The organism is Streptomyces sp. NPDC060366 (assembly GCF_042725135.1).
In the GTDB taxonomy this organism is placed as follows: Bacteria; Actinomycetota; Actinomycetes; order Streptomycetales; family Streptomycetaceae; genus Streptomyces.
The window spans coordinates 117,726-140,323 of record NZ_JBHXDC010000003.1 but is presented as its reverse complement, the minus strand read 5'-3'; the positions used below and the strand labels follow the sequence as shown (position 1 = coordinate 140,323).

Annotated in this window: 18 protein-coding genes; 9 read left to right on the top strand and 9 right to left on the bottom strand. The window is 71.0% G+C overall.

Going from position 1 to position 22,598, the window contains the following annotated elements; translation table 11 throughout:
- Positions 1-2 precede the first annotated feature (2 nt).
- Positions 3-665, top strand: coding sequence for a hypothetical protein (locus ACFWHU_RS09580; RefSeq protein WP_387224531.1), 663 nt, complete (start codon positions 3-5; stop codon positions 663-665).
- Between the two features lie 61 nt (positions 666-726).
- On the opposite strand, the gene ACFWHU_RS09575 is transcribed toward ACFWHU_RS09580, so the two are convergent.
- From ACFWHU_RS09575 to ACFWHU_RS09560, 4 genes are all read right to left on the bottom strand, one after another.
- Entirely contained in the window at positions 727-1,797 is a 1,071-nt protein-coding gene (locus ACFWHU_RS09575; protein WP_385791336.1) for a hypothetical protein, read from the bottom strand.
- A gap of 5 nt (positions 1,798-1,802) precedes the next feature.
- Positions 1,803-2,732, bottom strand: a complete 930-nt coding sequence (locus ACFWHU_RS09570) for an N-acetylneuraminate synthase family protein (protein WP_385791338.1) — start codon at positions 2,730-2,732, stop codon at positions 1,803-1,805.
- 11 nt (positions 2,733-2,743) lie between these two features.
- Positions 2,744-3,961, bottom strand: coding sequence for a cytidylyltransferase domain-containing protein (locus ACFWHU_RS09565; RefSeq protein WP_387224818.1), 1,218 nt, complete (start codon positions 3,959-3,961; stop codon positions 2,744-2,746).
- A 365-nt stretch (positions 3,962-4,326) separates the two neighbouring features.
- On the bottom strand, positions 4,327-5,652 hold the full coding sequence (locus ACFWHU_RS09560; protein ID WP_387224530.1) for a DUF6716 putative glycosyltransferase: 1,326 nt from the start codon (positions 5,650-5,652) through the stop codon (positions 4,327-4,329).
- Positions 5,653-5,839: 187 nt separating this feature from the next.
- On the opposite strand from ACFWHU_RS09560, the gene ACFWHU_RS09555 reads away from it, so the two are divergent.
- The 3 genes from ACFWHU_RS09555 to ACFWHU_RS09545 all read left to right on the top strand — a co-directional run bounded on the left by ACFWHU_RS09555 (position 5,840) and on the right by ACFWHU_RS09545 (position 9,153).
- Positions 5,840-6,820 carry a glycosyltransferase family 2 protein gene (locus ACFWHU_RS09555; RefSeq protein ID WP_387224529.1) on the top strand — a complete coding sequence of 327 codons (981 nt, stop codon included), beginning with the start codon at positions 5,840-5,842 and terminating at the stop codon, positions 6,818-6,820.
- Positions 6,820-8,172 carry a polysialyltransferase family glycosyltransferase gene (locus ACFWHU_RS09550; protein ID WP_387224528.1) on the top strand — a complete coding sequence of 451 codons (1,353 nt, stop codon included), beginning with the start codon at positions 6,820-6,822 and terminating at the stop codon, positions 8,170-8,172. Before ACFWHU_RS09555 ends, ACFWHU_RS09550 begins: the two co-directional genes overlap by 1 nt.
- A 174-nt stretch (positions 8,173-8,346) precedes the next feature.
- The gene (locus ACFWHU_RS09545; RefSeq protein ID WP_385791346.1) at positions 8,347-9,153 is read left to right on the top strand and encodes a hypothetical protein; all 807 of its coding nucleotides are present in this window, start codon (positions 8,347-8,349) and stop codon (positions 9,151-9,153) included.
- Positions 9,154-9,234: 81 nt separating this feature from the next.
- On the opposite strand, the gene ACFWHU_RS09540 is transcribed toward ACFWHU_RS09545, so the two are convergent.
- Both ACFWHU_RS09540 and ACFWHU_RS09535 read right to left on the bottom strand, forming a co-directional pair.
- The gene (locus ACFWHU_RS09540; RefSeq protein ID WP_387224527.1) at positions 9,235-11,622 is read right to left on the bottom strand and encodes a glycosyltransferase; all 2,388 of its coding nucleotides are present in this window, start codon (positions 11,620-11,622) and stop codon (positions 9,235-9,237) included.
- Positions 11,619-13,148 (bottom strand): hypothetical protein, encoded by a 1,530-nt coding sequence (locus ACFWHU_RS09535; RefSeq protein WP_387224526.1) that lies wholly within the window; start codon positions 13,146-13,148, stop codon positions 11,619-11,621. Before ACFWHU_RS09535 ends, ACFWHU_RS09540 begins: the two co-directional genes overlap by 4 nt.
- A gap of 263 nt (positions 13,149-13,411) precedes the next feature.
- Between ACFWHU_RS09535 and ACFWHU_RS09530 the strand changes: the two genes are divergently transcribed.
- From ACFWHU_RS09530 to ACFWHU_RS09515, 4 genes are all read left to right on the top strand, one after another.
- Positions 13,412-14,275 carry a virginiamycin B lyase gene (locus ACFWHU_RS09530; RefSeq protein ID WP_385791743.1) on the top strand — a complete coding sequence of 288 codons (864 nt, stop codon included), beginning with the start codon at positions 13,412-13,414 and terminating at the stop codon, positions 14,273-14,275.
- A 208-nt stretch (positions 14,276-14,483) separates the two neighbouring features.
- Positions 14,484-14,945: a DUF5707 domain-containing protein gene (locus ACFWHU_RS09525; protein WP_385791352.1), complete on the top strand. Its 462-nt coding sequence runs from the start codon at positions 14,484-14,486 to the stop codon at positions 14,943-14,945.
- Between the two features lie 90 nt (positions 14,946-15,035).
- Complete coding sequence (locus tag ACFWHU_RS09520) at positions 15,036-15,929, top strand: hypothetical protein (RefSeq protein WP_387224525.1); 894 nt, start codon at positions 15,036-15,038, stop codon at positions 15,927-15,929.
- A 196-nt stretch (positions 15,930-16,125) separates the two neighbouring features.
- Positions 16,126-17,073: an MIP/aquaporin family protein gene (locus tag ACFWHU_RS09515; protein WP_385791356.1), complete on the top strand. Its 948-nt coding sequence runs from the start codon at positions 16,126-16,128 to the stop codon at positions 17,071-17,073.
- A gap of 246 nt (positions 17,074-17,319) precedes the next feature.
- Here the strand turns inward: ACFWHU_RS09515 and ACFWHU_RS09510 are convergent, their stop codons facing one another.
- Complete coding sequence (locus ACFWHU_RS09510) at positions 17,320-18,930, bottom strand: methylmalonyl-CoA mutase (protein WP_387224524.1); 1,611 nt, start codon at positions 18,928-18,930, stop codon at positions 17,320-17,322.
- 421 nt (positions 18,931-19,351) lie between these two features.
- On the opposite strand from ACFWHU_RS09510, the gene ACFWHU_RS09505 reads away from it, so the two are divergent.
- A complete protein-coding gene (locus ACFWHU_RS09505; RefSeq protein ID WP_387224523.1) occupies positions 19,352-20,278 on the top strand; it encodes a L,D-transpeptidase family protein in 927 nt (308 codons plus the stop codon).
- Between the two features lie 293 nt (positions 20,279-20,571).
- Here ACFWHU_RS09505 and ACFWHU_RS09500 read toward each other — a convergent pair whose 3' ends face one another.
- Positions 20,572-21,861, bottom strand: coding sequence for a hypothetical protein (locus ACFWHU_RS09500; RefSeq protein WP_387224522.1), 1,290 nt, complete (start codon positions 21,859-21,861; stop codon positions 20,572-20,574).
- Positions 21,861-22,595 (bottom strand): RNA polymerase sigma factor, encoded by a 735-nt coding sequence (locus ACFWHU_RS09495; protein WP_385791745.1) that lies wholly within the window; start codon positions 22,593-22,595, stop codon positions 21,861-21,863. The genes ACFWHU_RS09500 and ACFWHU_RS09495 overlap by 1 nt, the downstream gene beginning before the upstream one ends.
- Positions 22,596-22,598 lie beyond the last annotated feature (3 nt).

Sequence of the window (22,598 nt, the reverse complement as noted above, 5' to 3'; positions counted from 1 at the left end):
TGATGGTGACCACCCGCACGAGGACGCACAGGCTCCTGTGCGCGGCAGTGGCCGGCTCCCTCACGTTTCTGGCCGCAGGTTGCAGCGACGACACCGGCAAAGAGCCGCCCGACGTCTACGTGACGGCCGACAAACTCTGCGGCGGACGGGCAGTGACCAAGGACGCGGCGAAAGCACTCCAAGTGATCACAGGTGACACCCGGTTCGCAGCCTCCGGGAAGTATTCCACCGTCGCCGACGCGGTCGAGGAACTGACCGACAAAGCCACGTACCGCAACTACGAACTCGGAGACATCTGCCGAATCTACCCCGATGATTCTGCCAACGAGCTGCGCATACGGTGGGAGTTGATGAGCACCGCCCCGAAGGGACCCTCCGCCCAGAGATTCACCACTCTCCCCATGGGCGAGGACGCCGGCGCCACTCACGACATGGCTTACGTCACCTTCGCCTGCGGACACAAGGACCAGCCCAACTCCTCGCCCGACTACATCAGCGCCTCGGCCGAAGCCACCGTGCGTACCAGGCCCGAAGGCGACGAGCGCCGGAAAAAGAACGCCTACGCCACCCTCGCCCACTCCTTCGCCCTCGCCATGGTCAAGGAGCTCAAGTGCGACGACAACGCCGGGCTGAAGCCCGAGCCGTCGCTCATCCCCGCCACGTAGCACCACGACAGACCGCTGCGGCCCGCGCCCTCGAGGGCGCGGGCCACAGCGGTGTCAGGACCTACGCCGACGCCGCCACGCTCGGCAGCCGGTGGACGTCTCTCGCCGTGCCCGTGACCACCGACAGGAAGCCGTGGGCGCGAGGGGAGGCCGTCTCCTTCAGCCACTCCGGGGCGATGTCCCAGACCGCCACCCGTACGCCTGTACCGGCGAGCGCGAGCGGCAGTGTGTGCACGACCGTCGACGGGAAGCTCAGCACGGTCGACCCGATCGGGCCGCGCCGGGCGATCAGTTCCAGCGGGAGGTCGGGGCGGACGATCTCCAGGCCCGTCTCCGTGGCGAGCCGGTGCAGCTTCTCCACGCTCTCCCTGCGGTGCGCGAAGTACCGCGTCGCGCCGTGGCTGCGGGCGAGCGAGCCGACCGCCGTCACGTACTGCTCCAGGTCGACCACGCCCGTCTCCACGAGCGAGGTGCCGACCATGTCGGCGCCCTTGGTGATCCGGGGCGGCCCGAAGGTGGCCTTGGTCCACTCGAACGTGTTGGCCGTGACCGTGATGCCCGGCGGCGCCTCCACGGGCATCGAGGTGAACACCTCGACGCTGCGGGTGCGCGACGGCGTGAGCCGGCGCCGCGCGACGGCGGAGACCGGCGCGAGGACCATCTCGCGCGGCCCCCGCCTGCCGCCCCGCCGGTGCCAGCGCACCAGCGGCTCGCCGTGGACGAGCTGCGCGATGAACTCCATCGTCGCCGTCCCGTCGTCCACCACGGTCAGCTCCTTGCTGCTGACGAGGGTCAGCAGGAGCTGCACGTAGCGGGAGAACGGGTCCCCGATGACGATCCGCTCCGCCCTGCGCAGCAGCGGAGCGAGCTCCCGTATCGTCCGCAGCGGCGCGCTCGCGCCGCCGCGGGCCTCCTGCCAGCGCACGGTGAAATCCGCGTCGCGGGCCAGCTCGGCCATCCGCCGGAGCTGGCCGCGCGACATGGGGTCGGTCGGCGACAGGACGACCACGGTGAGCTCCGCACCGGTCGCGCTAGCCCGCGCCCACTCCAGCACGTTCAGGAGTTGGACCGGGCTCTCCACGAATGCGATGGCGCGAGGGGACGGGGTGCGCACCCCGGAGGGACGGCTCATGGCTGTCAGACCGCCACGGGCTGTGCGCCGTCCGCGGACTCGGCGACGACACCGGCGACCCGGCGGAGCTTCTTCATCGGGCCGAGCTCCGACTCGTAGACCTTCTTGACGCCGTCCCCGAGGGACGCCTCGATGGTGCGGATGTCGCGCACGAGGCGGGTGAGGCCCCCCGGCTCGACGGAGGCGGCCTGGTCGGAGCCCCACATGGCGCGGTCGAGCGTGATGTGGCGCTCGACGAAGGCGGCGCCGAGCGCGACGGCGGCGAGGGTGGTCTGGAGACCGGTCTCGTGGCCGCTGTAGCCGATCGGCACGTTCGGGAACTCGGCCTGGAGGGTGTTGATGACCCGCAGGTTCAGCTCCTCGGCCTTGGCCGGGTACGTCGAGGTGGCGTGGCAGAGAAGGATGTTCTCGCTGCCGAGCACCTCGACCGCGTGCCGGATCTGCTTCGGCGTCGACATGCCGGTGGAGAGGATGACCGTGCGGCCGGTGGCGCGCAGGGCGCGCAGCAGCTCGTCGTCGGTGAGGGACGCGGAGGCCACCTTGTGGGCGGGCACGTCGAACTTCTCCAGGAAGGCGACGGCCTCGGTGTCCCACGGGGAGGCGAACCAGTCGATGCCACGCTTCTTGCAGTGCTCGTCGATGGTGCGGTACTCGTCCTCGCCGAACTCGACGCGGTGGCGGTAGTCGATGTACGTCATCCGGCCCCAGGGGGTGTCGCGCTCGATGTCCCACTGGTCGCGCGGGGTGCAGATCTCGGGGGTGCGCTTCTGGAACTTGACGGCGTCGCAGCCGGCCTCGGCGGCGGCGTCGATCAGCGCGAGCGCGTTGTCGATGTCGCCGTTGTGGTTGATCCCGATCTCACCGGTCACGTAGACGGGGCGGCCGGGGCCCGCGGTGCGGGTGCCGAGGGTACGCAGACGGGAGTTGGTGCTCATGAGGGGGTTCCTTAACTTTCCGGGGTGTCGGCGGTGGTGCCGTGGGGGGTAGCGGGGGTGTTGACGTCCAGACCGGGACCGAGGAGCCAGGTGGCGATCTCGCGGATCGCACCGGCGCCGCCGGGGGTTGTCGTGACGGCACGCGCCGCCGCGCGTACGGCGTCGTGAGCGCTCGCGACGGCGACCGGCCAGCCGGCGAGCGCGAAGCACGGGAGGTCGTTGACGTCGTTGCCGACGTACAGCACCCGGTCGGGTGTGACTCCGTGCTCGTCGCACCACTGCTTCAGTGCGAGGTCCTTGCGGTCGATGCCGTGGAGCACCGGCACGCGCAGCTTGCGGGCGCGTGCGGCGACGACCGGGTTCTGCTCGGTGGAGAGGATGAGCAGTTCCAGGCCGGCGCGGCGGAGGGCGGCGATGCCGAGGCCGTCACCGCGGTGTACGGCGACGGTCTCGCGGCCCTCCGAGTCGACGAGCACCCGGTCGTCGGTCTGGGTGCCGTCGAAGTCGAGGACGACCGCGTCGATGTCCGCGCGGCCGGGGAGCGAGGGAGTGTCCAGGAGCGGCGCGAGTGCGCGGGCGCGCTCCAGGTCGTGCGGGTCGTCGATCTCCAGCACCCGCTCGGGGTCGGTGGAGACGAGTTCGGTGCGGCCGAAGAAGCGGTGTCCGGCCTCGCGGAAACCCTCGGCGCGCATCGCGTAGGCGGCGCCGGTCTCCAGGAACTCCTGGGGGCGGTCCTGCCTGCGGGGCCGGTTCGACTTGTCGTGGTTGACGCCGAAGCCGTCGCTCTCGGAGCGCCAGATGAAGCCGTGGGTCGGGGCGACGGTCAGCGCGCTGTCGGCGCCGCCCTCGGTGACGGCGCAGACGACGCCGTCGAGGTCGCCCGGGGTGATGAAGGGGCTGGTGCACTGCACGAGCAGGACCACTTCGGTGCGGTGGGCGGCGCCGCGCATCGCGCCGTACGCGTCCATCGCGTGCAGGACGGCGGCCTCGCTGGTCGCGGTGTCTCCGGCGATGGCGGCGGGGCGCAGGACGACCTCGGCCCCGGCGGCGCGGGCGGCGTCGGCGATGGCCGCGTCGTCCGTGGAGACGACGACGTCGGTCACCTGGCGGGCGGCCCGGCAGGCGCGGACGGCCCGTACGACGAGGGGGACACCGCCGACCTGGGCGAGGTTCTTGGCGGGGACGCCCTTGGATCCACCGCGGGCGGGGATCACGGCGAGGACGGTCATGGACGGGTCTCCTTGGTTCACTGCGTCGTGCTTGATCTCCGCGCCCGGACGTTCGTCCACGACGCTCGTCCCCCGCGCGGCCCAGCCGGACCACCCGTATTCGGCGAGCACGTCGGCCGGCAGGGGCCGACGGCGTACGCGGGGGGCGGAGTTGGGGGTGCCGCCGTGCGACGGGGCGGTCGCGGGTGCCTGCGGGTTGCCGTCCTGCGCGAGCACGCCGCTCGCGGACGCGGCAGCGGCGGACACCTGGGCGTCACCGCCGGGTGCGACGCCCGTGAGCGCGGCACTCGCGGACGGCCACGCGTCACGGCCGGGCGCGGCTGCGCCGCACGCGGGTGCCGGCGCCGGGCTCGGCACGAGGGCCGTCACAGCTCGCCCATTCGCCGGATCACCGGGGCCACGCGCTGGACGCCGTGGCGGTAGGCACCGCGGGCCGCCGCGCGGACCGTGTCGCGGACCACCCGGCGGACACCGGTCGTGCCCGCGTTCGCGGTGCGGTTCGACGCCGTCAGCGGGGTGCCGTCGGGCGCAAGGTGGTAGCGGGCGAGGAGGCCCGGCAGATAGCCGGGCGCCGTGGTCGCCGTGTAGTACGGGGTGATCGGCGGCAGTTCGCCGTCGGCCAGCAGCTTCGCGACGCGCTCGCGGGCGGCGTCGAAGGCGGAGGCGTAGCTGCCGTCGGCGGCGACCCCCTGCCGGTCGGCCCAGACGGGGTCGGCCTTCGGCCGCTGCCCGCCGTCGAGCTGGTCCCAGGAGGCGAGGCAGCCGGAGCCGATGAAGTGGTGGTTGCCGAGCGGTTCGCGGATCCCGAGGTCGGTGAGGATCGCGGTGGGGATACGGCGGTGCAGGGACTCCAGCGCGGCCGTCGAGGAGACGGTGACCAGCAGGTCGGTGCCGTCCAGGACCTCGCCCATGTTCCCGTACACCAGGCGGAAGTTGGGCGGCGGACCGCCGGGCAGCTTCTCGGCGAGGCGCTGGTACGGGTACTCCTCGACGTGCGTGGTCTGCTCCCCCACGCGGCTGCGCAGTTTGAGCAGGACCTCGCGGCGCGGGTGCAGCCTGGCGTGCTCGACCAGCCGCCGCAGCAGATACGCGCGGTCGGCGCGGGTCAGCGGGACGGACGGCTGGGCCGCGAAGACGACCGTGTCCCTGCCCTCTTCGGGGGTGTAGCGCGCGCCGCCGAGGAAGGGCAGCGCGGCCTCGGTCACCGAGTCGGAGCCGGCGCCCACGCCCTCGTACACGGCGCGGAAACGCTGCGCGTCGTGGCGGGAGTTGGCGAGGACGATGTCCGCGCCGTGGCGCAGCAGCAGCCCGTCGGACAGCTTCTCGTAGACGACACCGACGTAGCCGGTGACGAGCGCGGGCCGGTCGGGCAGGCCCAGCGCGGATATCCCGTGCAGCATGGCCTGTACGGCGCCGCCGACGAGGGCGAGGACGACGACGTCGTACGTCTCCTCGCGCAGCACGTCCAGGAACTCCGTCCCCGTCATCTCGCGCAGCGCGTCGGCCTCGGCCCCCACCTCCGCGAGCTGGCGGGCTGTGGGCGTGGCTCGTCCGCGCAGCAGGAAGCCGCTGAGCTCGATGTCGCGGTCGTCGGGTGCGATGCGGCGCGCGGTCAGCGCGCCCCACTTCCACCGTGTGTCGGAGTCGGCGAGCACGGCGACCCGGACCGCTTTGCTGGTACGTGATGGCACGTGTTGGACGTTAGGAAGGCATGGAGATTGGCGGCCCAACGCAACAGCAATAAAGGGTTAACAGAGGGTCGACGGAGAGCGAAATGGCTCAGGATCGGGCTTGGTTAACCATTCCGCCATCCGTCGTTCACCTGGCATCCTCGCGGAAGTCGGAACGAATGACGAGCCGCCCCTTAGCGTCACCGGGGTGGTCAAGCTCTCTGTCGTCGTGCCGTTCTACAACGTGCAGACATACGTCCCCGAAACCCTCCGGAGCCTCGCGGCGAACACGCGAAAGGATTTCGAGTTCCTGCTCGTCGACGACTGCTCGACCGACGGGACCCCCGATCTCCTGCGGCGCGCGGAACGCGATCTTCCCGGCGCGGTCCTGCTGAGACACGAGAAGAACGGCGGACTGGCCACCGCGCGCAACACCGGTCTCGACGCCTCACGCGGTGAATACATCACCTACCTCGACGGCGACGACTGGGTGAAGCCCGGCTACTACGAGGATCTGCTGGCCGCCGTCGAGGGCCTGGGCTGCGACTTCGTCCGCACCGACCACGTCCAGTTCACCGGCCGGGCCCGTACGGTGCACCGCGTCCCGGTCGGCCCGCGCGGCGAGGCCCTGAAGCCGCGCGAGGCGATCCTGCCCTCCGACAGGACGACGTCGGTGGATTACGCGTACGCCTGGGCCGGCATCTACCACCGGCGCCTCGCCGACCGGGGGCTGCTGCACTTCACGGACGGGCTGCGGACCGCCGAGGACCGGCCGTGGATCTGGCGGCTGCACCGGGAGGCGGAGTCTTTCGCCGCGGTGGGTCTGCTCGGGATCTTCTACCGGCGCGGCGTCGCCTCGTCTCTCACCCAGATCGGCGACGTACGGCAACTGGACTTCATCCGCGCTTTCGACCAGGTCGTGGAGGAAACGGCGGCGGACCACGAGAGCGAACGTTTTCTGCTGAAGGCGGTACGGACCTATCTGGCCATCATTTCGCACCACCTGGCGGCGAAAGAACGGTTCGAACCGGCCGTGGCCCGGAAATTGCGCACGATGAGCGCCGCCGCGATGAAACGGCTGCCGCAGGACGTACTGAGAGAAGCGCTGAATTCGATGGACCTGGACCGTTCGACCCAGTTGCGCCGGCTGCGCAGGCGTCAGGGCGCGAGCGGGAAGGCGGCGGCCTGATGACGACACTCTCCCCCGGCGCCCGTACGACACGGGTGTTCTACGCGTCCACCCTGTACGGCGCCGCCACGCTGGCCGCCGCGATCGACGCGGGGCTGTACCCGGCGGTCGACCGGACCGTCCTGGTCGTGAGCAACAACGCCGGTACGCCCGAACTGACCCCGGCCGTCCACGAGATGCCGGGCTTCGAACGGCTGCACCACCGCTTCGACTCCGTGCTGTCGTGGAACGAGACGATCGCGCCGTTCCACCCCGGCGGCTGGGTCCCCCGCGAGGACGACCTGCCGATCTGGGAGCGCCATCTGCGGCTCGCCTGGGGTCTGGGCGACGACACGGTGGAGCTGGTCCTCGAATCGATCCAGGTCAGCCCGGCGCTCACGCTCGCGGAGATCTTCACCGCCGCCCCGATCGAGGTGTACGCGGACGGGCTGATGAGCTACGGCCCCACCCGTAACCGGCTCGACCTCCAGGTGGGCGCGCGGATACGGCGGCTGCTGCACCTCGATCTCGTACCGGGTCTGGTGCCGCTGCTGCTCACCGAGTTCGGCGTCCCCTCCGAGACGGTGCCGACCGCGGACTTCCTGCGCGTGCTGGACCAACTGGCCGACGCGGCGACGGATTTCGAGGCCTCCGCCGAACAACCCGCGCTGCTGCTGGGGCAGTACCTCTCCACGCTGGGCATCATCACCGAGCGCGAGGAGGAGGACCTGCACATCCGGATGGTGCGGGGCGTGGTCGAACTCGGCCACAAGCACGTGGTGTTCAAACCGCACCCCACCGCGCCGGCCGTCTGGTCGCGGCGGCTGGAGGAAGAGGCGTCGAGGCTCGGCGCCCGGCTGACCGTGCTGGACAGTCCGGTACTCGCCGAGGTGCTGTACCGGCGGCTGAAGCCGGCCCTGGTCGTCGGCTGCTTCTCGACGGCGCTGTTCACGGCGTCGGCGTTCTTCGGCATCCCGGTGGCCCGCACCGGCACGGACATGCTGCTCGACCGGCTCTCGCCGTTCCAGAACAGCAACCGGGTGCCGGTCACGCTGGTGGACGCGCTGGTCCCGCCGCTGGACGACGACGGTTCGTACCGGCCGGAGCCGCGGCCCGCCGAGCTGGTCACGGCCGTCGGCTTCACGATGCAGCCGCAGATGCACCCGCGGCTGCGGCCGGCGGCGGAGAGCTTCCTGGCGGCTCGGCTGGACCCGCACACGCTGCGGTACTTCAAGCGCCGCCGCCTCACGACGCTCGGGCTGCCGGGCGCGGTGGGCCCGCAGCTCGTGCGCATCCCGCAGAACGCGGCGGCGCAGCGCGTGGTCCGCCGGGCGCGCCGCCTGCGGCGCGCGGTGCTACGACTTCGTGCGTAGGTGTTGTCGTCAATTGCTGTACGGGCCGCCGGTGTCCTCAGTCGCCGGAGGGCTTGGGGCGCCCGGCGATTGAGTGTCAAGTCCCTCTTTCAGGTGATAGTGACTCTTTGGCCCATTTGGCGGAAATCGACGTAAAGTCGCATTCACTTCCTCTCCACGCGCGTTGATGGTCATGTGGAACCACGTGAACTCTGGGACAGGAACAGCGTCCTCGCCGAAGCCTTCTGTGCCAGCGACGAGCAGGTACGGCAGGCCCAGGCCGTACTGGACGAGGCACAGGCGGAGCGGAGCCGGACGCTCGCCGCGTTCGCCGTCACCGTCGGCAACGACGGGGCCGTCGCGGACCTGATGGGGCTGAACGAGCGCGAGGTGCGGCTGGCGCGGCGCACGGTCGGCAAGACCGACGCGCGCAACGTCGCCGAGGAGCTGCTGGAGCGCTTCCCACAGGCGAGCACGCAGCCGATTCCACAGGCGCAGACGGCCACCGCGGCGCCGCCCGTTCAGCCACCGGCGCAGCCACCCGTACAGCCGCTCGTACAGCCGCAGGAGGAGACCTTCTCCGAGCAGGCGTATCTCCAGCAGGTCCCCCAGGGCGTCCCGGCGGAGGTGCACCTGCCGCATCCGCGCACCGAGGGCGTCCCGCTCCAGGAGATGGCCCACCACCAGGACGCCGTCTCCCCCGTGTTCCACACGCCGGAGGCCGAGACCAACCCGGTGGTCTGGTCGTCGAGCATGGACTCGGTGCTGCTCTGGAGCTGGCAGTCCGGCCTCGACCTCCAGACGGTGGCGGGCGAACTGGGCCTGGACGTACGGGCGTTGCTGCTACGCGTACAGGCCCTCGCCGACAACGGGATGCTCACCCCGTCCGCGGCCCAGACCGCCGAGGCGAACCGGGCGGGCCGGCACCGCAGACACCACGAGGAGGGGTACGCGTCGCTGTTCACCCCCACTGCCACGTTTCCGACGCAGGTGCACTACTGATGGTCCACAGCCCGTCCGGCGATTGAGGACAAACCGTCCGCCGGACGGGCCCGGCCCTGCCGACCCGGTCACCGAGACGGGTCAGGCCCCCAGGATCCCCCGCAGGTCCGCCGCGTTCGACTGCGTCACCTTCCACAGCTCCTGCTGCCTGCCGTGCACATCCGCCACCGACCCGGCGTGGTCGCTCAGCAGCCCCAGCGCCCGCTCCGTGAGCAGCGCGCCGAGGTTCCTGTCGTGGACCGAGACACCCCACTCCGGCCGGTCGATGTCGCTGAGGAAGTACGCCATCTTCGGGTGCGAGATCAGCGAGATGATCGGCGTGCCGCAGCCGAACGGGATCATCCCCGCGTGGCCGCGCATGCCGATGACCAGCTTCGTACGGGCGTAGGTGTCCCGGATCGCGTCGTTGTCGAAGTCGTACATCGGGATGACCGGCAGCGAGATGCCGTGCTCGCGCCGCAGGTCGAACGCGATCTTCTCGTCGTCCAGCGAGTGCGCCACGCACAGGACCTCGGTGTGCTCGCCCAGCGCCCGTACCGCCTTGGCCATCTCGGCCAGGAAGTGCGCGTAGTCGTGGCCGAAGCGCAGGCCCGCCCGGTCGTACGCGGCGTTGATCATGACGGTGTTCTCGCGCTGCCCGGGGGCCGGGTCGGTCCAGCCGTCGACCAGCTGCCGGGTGACCGTGGTCGGACAGGGCTGGAAGCGCACCTTGTCGTGGAGCGAGGCCGGCAGCAGCGCGCGGACCTTCTCGATCGAGCCGTGGTTGCGGAGCGCGAAGAACGCGCTGCGCTCGACCAGTTGGCGCAACGAGGAGTTGAAGCGCCCTGCCCGGTAGGACTGTCCGTCGAAGGCGTTGAAGCCGACCGCGTACACCACGATGGGGACGTCGATGCCGTTCAGGTTCTCGTCGGGGACGTTCCACTGCCAGGCGCTGTTGCCGTTCGGCGCGGTGTCCGGGATGAAGAGTCCGCCGCCGCCGATGACCAGGGCGCGCCGCTCGTTGACGCGCGCCAGCGCCGCCTTGTCGAAGAGCCGGTGGGCGTGGATCGAGTGCCAGCGGCGCGGCCCCGTCTCGGTGTCGGCGCCGCCGTCCGCGCCGGTGCTGGTGCCGACCGCGAGCCGTACGGACTCGGGCAGCAGCTTGTCGCCGGCGTTGCCCTGCTGCGGCATGTAGAAGGCCACATGGGCGAGTTGGTCCTCGGGCGCGCCCTCGCGCGGGGCGGGCAGATCATGGTCCCGGGTCCGCAGCCGCATCAGCCGGTTGGAGCGGTGCGTGGGGTCGACGGCCAGCCCCTCCATGGCGTACGTGTGCGCCGTCGCGTCGTCGCCGTGGATCCAGGCGATCTGCGCGAGCCGCCCGAAGGACGTCGCGGCGCGGCCGGGCGAGCCCGCCGCGAGGTGCAGCTGGACCCTGGCCTCCTCGTACCGCGAGACGCTCATCAGGGCATGCCCCAGCACCTCGTGCGGCCAGGTGTCGTCGACCGGGATGTGCACGCTGCCGAGGATGTCGGCGGCCTCCTGGAAGCCGCCCGCGTTGATGTGCGCGTGCGCGACCTTGCGGGCGCTCTCGACGTCCCCGGTGCGCGCGACGTGCTCGGTGCCGTACTTGACGACCAGGTCGTGGTGCATGGTGCCGGAGACGGCCATGTACGCGGCATGGAACTCCGCGTCGGTCAGCTCGAACTCCCGCCAGCGGTCCTCGGCCTGTGTGTAACCGGCCTCGCCGCCCTGCCACGGCTTGTGGCGTCCGGTGAAGTGCAGGATCGCGGTGTCGTCGGGGACGGGCTTGTCACCGGAGAGCCGCCGCTTGACGAAGTTGTAGCGCGAGTCGAGCTGTACGAAGTCGCCGTCGAGCACCGAGTTGAGGATGCCCTGGTCGTGCTTGTCCAGCTCGTAGTCGCCGCTGCGTCCGGTGGCGTCGATCCGCGCGCAGAACTCGTCGCTCAGATACTCACGCTGGATGACCAGCAGTCCGCTGTTGAGCTTGTGCTGCCCGTAGAAGAACTGCGGTACGGCGGCGAGACCTTCACGGAGCTGGAGCAGTTCGGACAGGTCACCGAGGACCACCATGTCGGTGTCGAGGGTGATGATCGTGTCGTAGTCGCGCAGCCGGAAGACGTCGAGGATGAAGTACGCCTTGCGGACCAGGTAGTTGTCCTGGTCGCCCTTCTCGTAGCTGTCGTAGCGCGCGGCGTCGACGCGGTGGAAGCGGACCCGCGGGTGCAGCGCCCGTATCGACGCGACCGACTGGGGCCGCAGATCGTCGTGGAGGACGACGAAGTCCTCGCACACACCGGGGTTGGACAGCGCGAGGCTGCGCAGCAGCGCGAGGAAGCCCGGCAGATAGTTCTCGTCGACGAAGGACGCGAAGGCGAGGCGTCGTTTGCCGGTCAGCGCGTTGGCGGACAGCGGCGCGGTGGCGGCGGCCGCCGCGGCGGGGCCGACCGGGGCGTGGGGGGTGGCGGTCATCGCAGGGAGATCCTCGTGTCGGTCACGCTCTGGGCGCGTTCCATGACCCACGCCTTTTCGCTGGTGTACTCGTGCACGGACGTGATGGGCATCCGCATCGCCTCCTTGAGGCGGTAGGCGCCGCTCTCGTAGAAGTCGAAGCCGATCAGGTCGAGCTTGGGACTGACGTCCAGGAAGTCCAGCAGCCAGAGCATGTTGAAGCCGCTGGTCGGGATGGCGGGCCACTCGTCGTTGCCGACACGGCCGATGTTGCGCAGCGGCCAGCGCAGCGACTCGTCGTTGACGTACGTCTGGGCGCCGGGCACGAGCCGGTTGCGCAGCGAGTTCTTCCAGTCGTTGCCGAGTCCGCCGAAGATCAGCCGGGTGGTGACCTTCTGGTCCCAGTTGAAGCCGTGCTTGTGGATGGAGGTGTGGATGTCGGTACGCCTGCCGGTGGCCGCCGCGTCGATCTTGTACGAGTTGAAGCGGACCACCAGGTCGTACGCGTCGATCTCGGCCCCGAGCGAACCGCGCCCGACACTCTGCGAGTTGGCGATCAGACAGATGGACTTGTCCGCGATCTGGTTGCGGAACTCGCCGAGGGTGAGCCACCGGACGTCGCCGAAGGTGGGGTCGGGGACCGGGCCGCGCTGCCTGTTCCGGCGCATCTCGCCGTAGAGCGCGGCGAGTTGGCGGGTCTCCTCGACCGCTCCGCCGCCCGCGAGCCGCAGGTCGAGGTACTGACCGATGGAGACCTGAAGGTCCGTCACCGGGCTGCCGTCGCCGCGCATCGCGAGCAGCGCGCCGATCAGCCGCGCCTCGGCGCCGGCGCCGTCGCCCGCTTCGCGCAGTTCGACGCCCTCGGCCCAGATGTCGGTGGCGGGGCCGTCCGCGTACACCGCCGCCTGGGGACAGCCGCGTTCGAGCAGCCGCAGGATCTCGTCCTGCTTCTCGCCGCCGGTGCGCAGACCCGCGATCCGGGGAGCGACACCGAACCCGTCCTCCTCGGTCAGGGCGAGGTAGCGCTCGTACGCGGCGATGGTCGCCGGCTCGTCGCCCATGGCTTCCAGCGTGCGGGCGCGCAGCCGCCAGCCGGCGCGGGAGTTCTTGCGCTGGGTCAGCACGGCGTCGCTGATGAGCAGCGAGAGCCGCAGCTCGTCGTCGTAGCCGCACTCCAGGGCCTTGTTGCCGACGGCCAGCAGCGCGTCCAGCAGTTCACCGCTCAGCGAGCCGGTGCTTCCGGCGACCACTTTCTTGGCCGCGCGCCGGATGAGCGGCGTCGTGGCGGGCGCGGCCTGGGCGCTCTCGCCCGCGTCGGTGGCGTGGGCGGCGAGCACGAGGCGCAGCTTCTCGGCGAGTTCGGTGCGCTTGCGGTCGAGGCTGGCGACCATCTTCCCGCTGTGCACGGCGCAGGCACGCAGACACACGTCCAGCTCGGTCGGCGTGATCCGGTCCCCCCGACCCGGGATCTGCCCGGCCTCGTCGGGAGGCCCGGCCGGGCCGTCCCCGTCGCGCGGCCTGAGCCATCGGTTGCGGACCTTCGTCATGGTGCTCCCAGCGTCTGTCTGCCCCGCGATCAGGTTGCGGGTGGGCGACAGGCTAGGAAACCCGCGCGACGGGAAGGTGAACTGACTGCGTCGGCGGATGGAACGCCCGGAGCCCGAAAAATGGTTGCGGCGGAGGTGCGGTGGTGGGGAGGGTGCGGGGCCGGGCCCGGCCCGTGCGCAGTCGCCCTCAGTCGTCCTGGAAGGACTCCCCCGTGTCTCGTCGTGATGCCTCACCCGCCCGCACCGCCGTCCGTGAGGTCCCGTTGACGGGCGCCGAGTCCGGTCCGTACGGCATCACGGCCGGCCCGGACGGGGCGCTCTGGGTGACGCTGGTGCACAGCGGCGAGATCGCCCGCCTCGGCCTGGACGGTGAGGTGGCCCTGTACGGGGTGGACGCCCCGGACCCGTCGGCCGCCCGCCCGATGGTGATCACGCCGGGCCCCGACGGCGCCCTGTGGTTCACCCTCAACCAGGCGAACGCCATCGGCCGTATCACCGTCACCGGGGAGAGCGAGTCGTTCGCCGTACCGACGCCCGCCGGCGGCCCGTACGGCATCACGGCAGGCCCGGACGGCGCGCTGTGGTTCACCGCGATGAACACCGACCGTGTCGGCCGGATCACGGTCGACGGCGAGATCACCGAGTTCCCGCTGCCGGTCGAGGGCGGCTACCCCTCCGCGATCACGGCGGGCCCGGACGGCGCGCTCTGGTTCACGCTCAACCAGGCGAACGCCGTCGGCCGCGTCACCGTGGACGGGGACGTCACCCTGCATCCGCTGCCGACGCCGGGCGCGGGCCCGGTCGGGATCACGTCCGACGGCGAGGCGCTGTGGTTCGTCGAGATCATCGCGGGGCGGGTCGGCCGGATCTCCGTGACGGGCGAGGTGACGGAGTTCCCGCTCCCGGACCTGGCGGCCAAGCCCCACGCGATCGTCGCCGCGGGCGCGGGTGACTGCTGGTTCACGGAGTGGGGCACGGGCCGCGTCGGCCGTATCACCGGAGAGGGCGGGATCACGGTCTACGACCTGCCGTCACCGTCCTCGGAGCCGCACGGCATCACGGTGGGCCCGGACGGCGCACTGTGGGTGGCGCTGGAGACGGGTGCGGTGGCGCGGGTGGGGCGCTGACGGTTCACCCCGGACGATCGAGAACCGGGTGTCCCGGCTCTATCTCTGGTTGGACACCTCGGTCATCCCGTGGCCCGACGTCCGCCGGACTCCGGGGTCCTAGTTTTGGAACACAGCCCGGAACGCGTCGAGCCCGGCCCCACCGGCCGTAAGCGCGGGCCCTGCGTCACATGTTCCGAACCCACTGATGTCCTGAGGAGGATTTGCCATGTCCAGAATCTCCGTGCGTGCCGTCCTGGTGTCCGTCGGCGGTGCCGCCGTGATCGGCTGTGTCGCCGTCGCCGGTATGGCGTCCGCCACCGCGCCCTCCCAGCCGGCCGTGGACAACGCGTCGGCCCGTTTCGTCGCGCCGTCGGGCGAGACCCCGGGTGCGTTCACCTTCGCCGCGGACGTGGCCGACGACTCGGGCGTCAAGAACCTCAAGGTGCTCGCGTGGCCGAGGGCCTCGGACCTCAACGCAACGGCCGCGGAGATGGAGCACGTGAAGGAGGACGCCGTCTGTGAGCGCGTCGACGACGAGAAGTCCACCTGCACCTACACGCTGCGGATCACGGAGCAGGAGGCGGCGGAGATGGAGAGGGGCGACTGGACGGTCTCCGCGCTGCTCACGGCGCGGGACGGCGGGAAGAAGTTCGTCCCCGAGGCCGCGACCGTCACGCTCGACTTCTGACGGGCGGTCACCGCTGCTCCTTCACTCGGAGGCGGCGTAGCGGCGCTCCGTGCACAGATCCGTGAATGGAACCGTAAATAGACTCGGCCCATGAACTCCTTCGACGCCCACCTGCCCGCGCTCACCACCGAACAGGCCGATCACCTGCGCGAGTTGGTGCGGCGGCACCACGCCCGTCGGGGCGACTCCGTGACCGTGAGCGGTGACACCGTGCACGCGGACCAGGGCACCCGGGCGCTGTACAACCTCGCCGAGCTGTGCCGCCGCGCGGAGCCGGAAACCTGGCCCCGGATCGTGGAGCATCACTTCGACGCCCTGGACAACGGGACCCGTTCGGCGGGCGCCGACGCCGAGGACATACTCCGGAACGTGTATCTGCGGCTCGTGCCGGACGACGCCGTCCCGGCCGAGGCGGCGTCGTCGTTCGGCTACACCCGGCCGGTGGCGACCGGACTGCTCGAAGCGCTCGCGCTGGACCTGCCCGACTCCCTGCGACTGCTCGACGACCGGGACGTCGCCCGCGTGGGTCTTGAGGAGCTGCGCTCCGCCGGGCGCGCCCGTCTGGTCGGCGAGCCCGTCGACCACGACGTGGTACGCACGGACAGCGGCGCGACCGTGCACCTGGTGACGGGCGGGTCGATGTTCGTCGCGAGCAAGGCCCTGGTCCTCGGCGACCTCGCACGTACGCTCACCGGTCGCGAACTCCCCGACGACGGGGCCCTGTTCACCGCCCCCAGCCGGCACTTCCTGGTCTTCCACCCACTGGAGGACCAGTACGCGGTCGGAGCGGTCAACGACCTGGCCTCGTTCGGCCTGGGCGCGTACCAGGACAACCCGGGGCCGCTCTCACCGCGGATCTACTGGTGGCACAAGGGCGCCGTCACCTGTCTGACGCGGATCGACGACGCGACGACGACCTTCTCCGTCGTCCCGCCGGACGAACTGATGACGATCCTGCGCCGTCTGAAGGGCGCGGCCTCCTAGCCGCCGTTCCGTCCGGTGAGGGGCCGGGGCGGCGAGGCGGGCGTCGGCGCTTGGTGCGTCCGAATGAGGTCGTCGCGGCACTCGTGGTCGTGGCGCGTCGCTGCCGGGCCCACCCGGTCGGCTGACATTAGGGTGCGATCGCAGGGAGGGGACCCAGCCGCGTTTCGGCGCACCGGACGACAGCCTAAGAGGACCCATGGCCGTAGAGATTCCACCCCTGATCAAGCCCTCGAATTTCAGGCGTCGGGCAACTCTCGGAGGCGAATGCCTGGCAGAGTTCCTCGGAACGTTCGTACTCATCGCTTTCGGGTGCGGTGTCGTGGCGATGGCCGTCGCGGCCCTGCCCGGGTCGGGCCGCACAGCGGGACCCACCACGTTCTTCATCAGCTCGGGTGACTGGCTGCTCATCACCTGGGGCTGGGCGATGGCCGTGGTCTTCGGCGTATACGTCGCCGGCGGTGTCAGCGGAGCGCACATCAACCCGGCGGTGACCCTGGCGTTCGCGGTACGCCGCAAGTTCGCCTGGGCGAAGGTCCTCCCGTACATGGGGTCGCAGCTCGCCGGGGCGTTCGTCGGCGCCGCGCTCGTCTACTGGGTGTACGGCGACGCCATCAACGCCTTCGACGCCGCGATGAAGGGCCCGAAGACCAACGGTCACACGCTCGCGTCGTTCTCCATCTTCGGCACGTTCCCGGCGCCGTACTTCAACGGCGGCATCTGGGGACCGCTGCTCGACCAGATCGTGGGCACCGCGTTCCTGGTGATGTTCATCGTCGCCGTCGTCGACCTGCGCAACACGGCCGTGAAGGCCAACCTCGGTCCACTGATCATCGGGTTCGCCGTCGCGGCGATCGGCATGTCCTACGGGGCGAACGCCGGCTACGCCATCAACCCGGCCCGTGACCTCGGCCCGCGCCTGCTCACCTGGGCCGCCGGCTGGGGGGATCTGGCGATGCCGGGCTCCCTGTCCGGGGCGTTCAGCGCCTACTGGTGGATCCCCATCGTCGGGCCGCTGATCGGCGGAGTGATCGGTGTGCTGCTGTACGACCTGTTCATCGGTGACGTCCTGCACATCAGGGCGCAGTTGGCCAAGACCCAGGAAGTGGGCGAGACACGGCCCGAGAAGGGCACGGACGAGCCCTAGGCCGTGTCTTCAAAGTCCCGCCTGGCCCGCGACGCCTGGCACGGCACCTCGCCGCGTTGTCGGAGTCGGCCAAGTACGGCTGGTCCATCCACAAGGCCGATCCTCCGCCTTGCGATGCACCGCACCAGCCACCGCGGGCCCCGCCCTGCGGGCGGACGGCGCTACTTCGAAGACACGACCTAGGAACAACACGAGCCGGGCGGGCACGGACGGGATTCTCCGTCCGTGCCCGCCCTTCGGCGTTCTTCAGAACACCTCGGTCGGCACGTACGCGCCCCACACCTCCCGCAGCGCGTCGCACACCTCCCCCACCGTCGCCCGCGCCTTGAGCGCCCGCTTCATCGGGTACAGCACGTTGTCCGTCTCCCCCTCCGCCGCCCGCCGCAGCTCCGACAGCGCTGCGTCCACCTCGTCCTGGTCGCGCTCCGCGCGCAGGGTCGCCAGCCGGGCCGCCTGCTGGGCCTCGATCGCCGGGTCGACGCGCAGTGGCTCGTACGGCTCCTCCTCGTCCAGCCGGTAGCGGTTGACGCCGACCACGACGCGCTCCCCGCTGTCCGTCTCGCGTGCGACGGCGTACGCGCTCCGCTCGATCTCGCCCTTCTGGAAGCCGCGTTCGATGGCCTCGACCGCGCCGCCGAGGTCCTCGACGCGGGTCATCAGGGCCAGCGCCGCCTCCTCCACGTCGTCCGTCATCCTCTCCACGGCGTACGAACCGGCGAACGGGTCGACGGTCGCGGTGACATCGGTCTCGTACGCGAGCACCTGCTGCGTACGCAGCGCGAGGCGCGCCGACTTGTCCGTCGGGAGCGCGATCGCCTCGTCGAAGGAGTTCGTGTGCAGCGACTGCGTACCGCCGAGGACGGCGGCCAGCCCCTGCACCGCGACCCGTACGAGGTTCACCTCGGGCTGCTGCGCGGTGAGCTGCACACCCGCCGTCTGCGTGTGGAAGCGGAGCATCAGTGACTTGGGATTCCGCGCGCCGAATTCCTCGCGCATCACTCTGGCCCAAATGCGGCGCGCGGCACGGAATTTGGCCACTTCTTCGAGAATCGTCGTACGCGCGACGAAGAAGAAGGAGAGCCGGGGCGCGAAGTCGTCCACGTCCATTCCGGCGGCGACGGCCGTACGGACGTATTCGATACCGTCCGCCAGCGTGAACGCGATCTCCTGCGCGGGCGTCGCCCCCGCCTCGGCCATGTGATAGCCGGAGATCGAGATCGTGTTCCAGCGGGGAATCTCCGTCCGGCAGTACTGGAAAATGTCCGCGATCAGCCGCAGTGAGGGCTTCGGCGGGAAGATGTAGGTGCCGCGGGCGATGTACTCCTTGAGCACGTCGTTCTGCACGGTGCCGGTGAGCGCCGCGGCTGGTACGCCCTGTTCCTCGGCGACCAGTTGGTAGAGCAGCAGCAGGAGCGCGGCCGGTGCGTTGATCGTCATCGACGTGGAGACCTGGTCCAGCGGGATCCCGTCGAAGAGGATCCGCATGTCGTCGACGGAGTCGATGGCGACCCCGACCTTGCCGACCTCGCCGCTCGCGATCGGCGCGTCGCTGTCGTGGCCCATCTGGGTGGGCAGGTCGAAGGCGACGGAGAGGCCGGTGGTGCCATGGGCGATCAGCTGCCGGTAGCGGGCGTTGGACTCGACGGCGGTGCCGAAGCCCGCGTACTGGCGCATGGTCCACGGCCGGCCGGTGTACATCGACGGGTACACGCCTCGGGTGTACGGGTACGAGCCCGGTTCGCCGAGCCGCTCGGCCGGGTCCCAGCCGGCCAGTGCCTCGGGGCCGTAGACCGGCTCGACCGGCACACCGCTCTCCGTCCGTCGTGCCGCTCCTTCTTCGCCGGGCTCGTGCGCCATCCGCTCCGCCTCCGTCGCTCCTGCTCAGGGTTGTCGTCGCGTCCATCATGCGGGCGCCGCCGGCACGGCGATATGAGCCTTCCGGAGTGTCGGGCCCGCTTCCGGCGGGGATTCGCCGGCCCGCTTCCGGTTTCGGCTATCCGGTTATGCGTGGTTGCGCGGGACGGTGTCCGTCAGGAAGGCTCGTCGGTCGAGACGCGCATTCTTTTCGGTGTCTCCGGGGTGAATTTCCGCTGCCCGGAAGTTTTTACCCGCAGACGCGCTCGTCCGGGCAACCGGAACGGGTCCTGAGATGTCTCAGGAGATGCGTGCCGGCTGAACGGTCCGGCACGACGCTCGGCACAACCGCAAGCTCAAAGACCATTCGCCACACTCGCCGTACTCGCCATCGGACAGCTCAGTGGCAGACAGGGGGACGAAGTTGCCCAGATCATCAACGCGGCCGCGGACGCGAGCGCGTACGTCCACGCTCCGCGTCGCGCTCGCCACGGGCGCCGTGCTCGCGGTCACGGCCGGCTGTTCGGCGCAGGTCGCGACCGATCCTGCGGGCGCGGACGAGAAGCGGAGCAGCGGCACCGGAGTCCGGATCGAGCCGGCCGGACCCGCGTCCGGCACGCCGTCGGACAGACCGGCCGCCGCGTCGAAGCCGCCGGCCACGCCGTCCCCGGCGCCGTCGAAGACCGCGACCGAGAAGCCCGCGCCGCCGAAGCCGAAGATCGTGCTGGCGAGCGGCGCCGAGGGCGACCAGGTCCGTGAACTCCAGGCCAGGCTGCGCCAGATCGCCCACTTCAACCGCGCCCCCACCGGCTACTACGGCACGGTCACGGCCGACGCCGTCTCCTCCTTCCAGGCCAAGCGCGGCCTGCCGCGCACCGGCACGACCGACACCGTCACCTGGCAGAGGCTGCTCGGGATGACGAAGAAGCCGACGGCCGCCCAGCTGCGCCCGCCGGCCGTCGAGAAGCCCCCGCCGCCGAAGCCGGACGAACGGTGCATGACGGGCCGGGTGCTGTGCATCAGCAAGACCAGCCGGTCACTGTCCTGGATGATCGACGGCAAGGTGATGTCGACGATGGACGTCCGGTTCGGCTCGCAGTACACACCGACCCGTGAGGGCGTGTTCAAGGTCGGCTGGAAGTCCCGGCACCACGTCTCGACGCTGTACGACACCCCGATGCCGTACGCGATGTTCTTCAGCGGCGGCCAGGCGGTGCACTACTCGGCGGACTTCGCGGCCAGGGGCTACAGCGGGGCCTCGCACGGATGCGTCAACGTACGCGACGAGAAGAAGATCGCCTCGCTGTTCGACCAGGTGCGGACGGGCGACAAGGTCGTCGTCTACTGGTAGCGGATCCCGCTCGCGGGTGAACGTGCAGTCGACGGCGCGCGCGTGCGGAAGTTGAGGTTTCACGCCAAAACTGGGCGCCCGGGGGACGGGGGTGACGGTGGGATTGAGAGGCGCGGGCGGGACCGGGGGAACGTATCCCGCCCGCGCCAACTGTGCGTCGAGCCGAAGGTACGGGGGGAACCCCGGCTCTGACGCGGCCGATGACCAGTCGGCTCACTCTTTACTGCGCCACAGCGCGAAAAAACGTCACACTCGGATCCGGGGTGCCGATCCTGGCCGAAAATCGCGGTCGGCTAAGGGGCGGAGAGGTCGGGATCGGGGGCGGGAGCGGGGTCGGATTCCGGGGCAGGCGTCGGCGCGGGCGATTCGCCGGTACCGGTGTCCGCGTCCGGGGCGGAGTCCGGGTCGGCGTCTCCGCCGGGCATCGCCGGGAGCAGGGGCGGCAGACTCGCGCCGTCGGCGTCGTCGGCATCGGGTGTGGGCGGGTTCATCCCGATCGTCTCGCCGTAGTCACCGCCCGGCCATCCGCTCGGCGGCGCCACGGACCCACCGGTCCCGCCGCCGATACCGCCACCGTTGCCGCCACCGCCGCCGGATCCGCCGCCGTGGGAGGGACCTCCCTCGGTGGGGCCGCCGATCTGCGGGCCGTTGCCACCGCCGATGCCGCCGCTGCCGGGAGCGCCTTCGTAATGGCCGTCGTCGTCGTCCGGGCCGTCGCTCAGCAACTGCTCACAGAAGCGGGTGACGCCCTGCGGTCCCTTGGCCGCGCTCTCCAGGAACTTCTTTGTTCCGACGGCGATGGTGCCGTTGCGGTACTCGTGGCAGGCCTGGACGAGTTTGGCGTACCACTTCTCTCCGTCGCCGTTCTTCCAGCCGTTGCCCGAGGACGTCTGGCCCTTCTCGCCCCGGCGCTTGTGCGCCGGATCGCCGGACGTGTCCGTCCCGGTCGCGGAGCCGGAGGCGCCGGGCACGATCGGGCCCGCGCCCGTGCCGCCCGGCAGGTCGTCCGGGGAGGCCGGAGGGCTGCTGTCGCTCGGCGAGTCGGACGCCAGGGGTTCCGGTGTCACGACGCCCGAGACGGAGTTCGTCGGCTGCGGCTGGCTCTCACCGGCGGACGGCGCGTACAGATAACCGGCTCCGGCGGCCACACCGCTCAGCGCGCATCCGGCCATGGCGGCGGCCAGCCCCAGCCGCAACGGGCGTCCGAAGCGCGGAATCCGGTCCCCGCGGCGCTCGGGCCCGAGCCGTACGGTCCCGATGCCGTCGGCGCCGGCGTCCGCCTCGGCGTCCCGGCCGGACGACACGCTTCGCCCCGCCGTCCCGACGGCCTGCCGGTACGCGGCGAGCGCGGCGGCCTCACCGGGCAGTTCATCCGAGGTCTCGACCGAGGACGCACCCGTACCCGCACGCGGGGTCCCGTCGGCGACCCGGCCCGCGTACGCGGCGTACGCGATTTCCTCCAGAACCCTGGCGAGCCGGTCGGCCTGCGCCTGGGCGTGCATGTCGGCGGTCTCGACCTGCCGGCCGCGCAGCAGAAGCTCCGCGGCGCCGTGGTCGAGCCACGTCTCACGCTCGTGCGCCATCACATGTCCTTCTGCGTCCCCGGCGGCGAATGCGTCACACCGGCAGGCTCGGGAGCGCCCTGGTGGCGACCGCGCTGGGGCGGTACGGATCGCAGCTCCAGGCCGTTCGCCGCGCCGCCGTGCGCGGTGCGGTCGGCACTGTCCGGACCCGCCGGGTTCTCACGGTACTCCGGGTCCTCCGGATCGTCGGCGCCGAGCAGTTCGGCCAGCCGCTTGAGTCCGCGGTGCGCCGCCGTCCGGACGGCACCGGGCCGCTTGCCGAGCGTGCGCGCCGCGCTCTTCGCGTCGAGTCCGACCACGACGCGCAGTACGACGGCCTCGGCCTGGTCCTGCGGCAGTTGGGCGATCAGCGCCATCGTCGTACCCGTGGACAGGGCCTCCATCGCCTCGTCCGCCGTGTCCGAATCGGCCGCCTTGCCCGCCAGCTCCGTCTCGTCGCTGCCGGATGCCGGGCGCCTGCCCCGCATCCGTATGTGGTCGAGAGCGCGGTTCCGCGCTATCCGCGCGGTCCAGCCGCGGAAGCGGTCGGCGTCGCCGCTGAAGCGTTCGAGGTCCCTGGCTATCTGGAGCCAGGCCTCAGAAGCCACGTCCTCGGCATCAGGCTCGCCGACGAGCGTTCGTATGTAGGCCAACAACCGCGGGTGCACGGCGCGGTACACAGTCCGGAACGCGTTCTCGTTCCCGTCCTGTGCCGCGAGCACCGCGGCGGTGAGCTCCGCGTCGTCCCCCAGCACTCC

Bases quoted from the DNA above. Each gene is read 5' to 3' on its own strand.
- ACFWHU_RS09580 (WP_387224531.1), top strand. From the start codon at position 3: ATGGTGACCACCCGCACGAGGACGCACAGGCTCCTGTGCGCGGCAGTG.
- ACFWHU_RS09575 (WP_385791336.1), bottom strand. From the start codon at position 1,797: ATGAGCCGTCCCTCCGGGGTGCGCACCCCGTCCCCTCGCGCCATCGCA.
- ACFWHU_RS09570 (WP_385791338.1), bottom strand. From the start codon at position 2,732: ATGAGCACCAACTCCCGTCTGCGTACCCTCGGCACCCGCACCGCGGGC.
- ACFWHU_RS09565 (WP_387224818.1), bottom strand. From the start codon at position 3,961: ATGACCGTCCTCGCCGTGATCCCCGCCCGCGGTGGATCCAAGGGCGTC.
- ACFWHU_RS09550 (WP_387224528.1), top strand. From the start codon at position 6,820: ATGACGACACTCTCCCCCGGCGCCCGTACGACACGGGTGTTCTACGCG.
- ACFWHU_RS09540 (WP_387224527.1), bottom strand. From the start codon at position 11,622: ATGACCGCCACCCCCCACGCCCCGGTCGGCCCCGCCGCGGCGGCCGCC.
- ACFWHU_RS09535 (WP_387224526.1), bottom strand. From the start codon at position 13,148: ATGACGAAGGTCCGCAACCGATGGCTCAGGCCGCGCGACGGGGACGGC.
- ACFWHU_RS09525 (WP_385791352.1), top strand. From the start codon at position 14,484: ATGTCCAGAATCTCCGTGCGTGCCGTCCTGGTGTCCGTCGGCGGTGCC.
- ACFWHU_RS09520 (WP_387224525.1), top strand. From the start codon at position 15,036: ATGAACTCCTTCGACGCCCACCTGCCCGCGCTCACCACCGAACAGGCC.
- ACFWHU_RS09515 (WP_385791356.1), top strand. From the start codon at position 16,126: ATGGCCGTAGAGATTCCACCCCTGATCAAGCCCTCGAATTTCAGGCGT.
- ACFWHU_RS09510 (WP_387224524.1), bottom strand. From the start codon at position 18,930: ATGGCGCACGAGCCCGGCGAAGAAGGAGCGGCACGACGGACGGAGAGC.
- ACFWHU_RS09500 (WP_387224522.1), bottom strand. From the start codon at position 21,861: ATGGCGCACGAGCGTGAGACGTGGCTCGACCACGGCGCCGCGGAGCTT.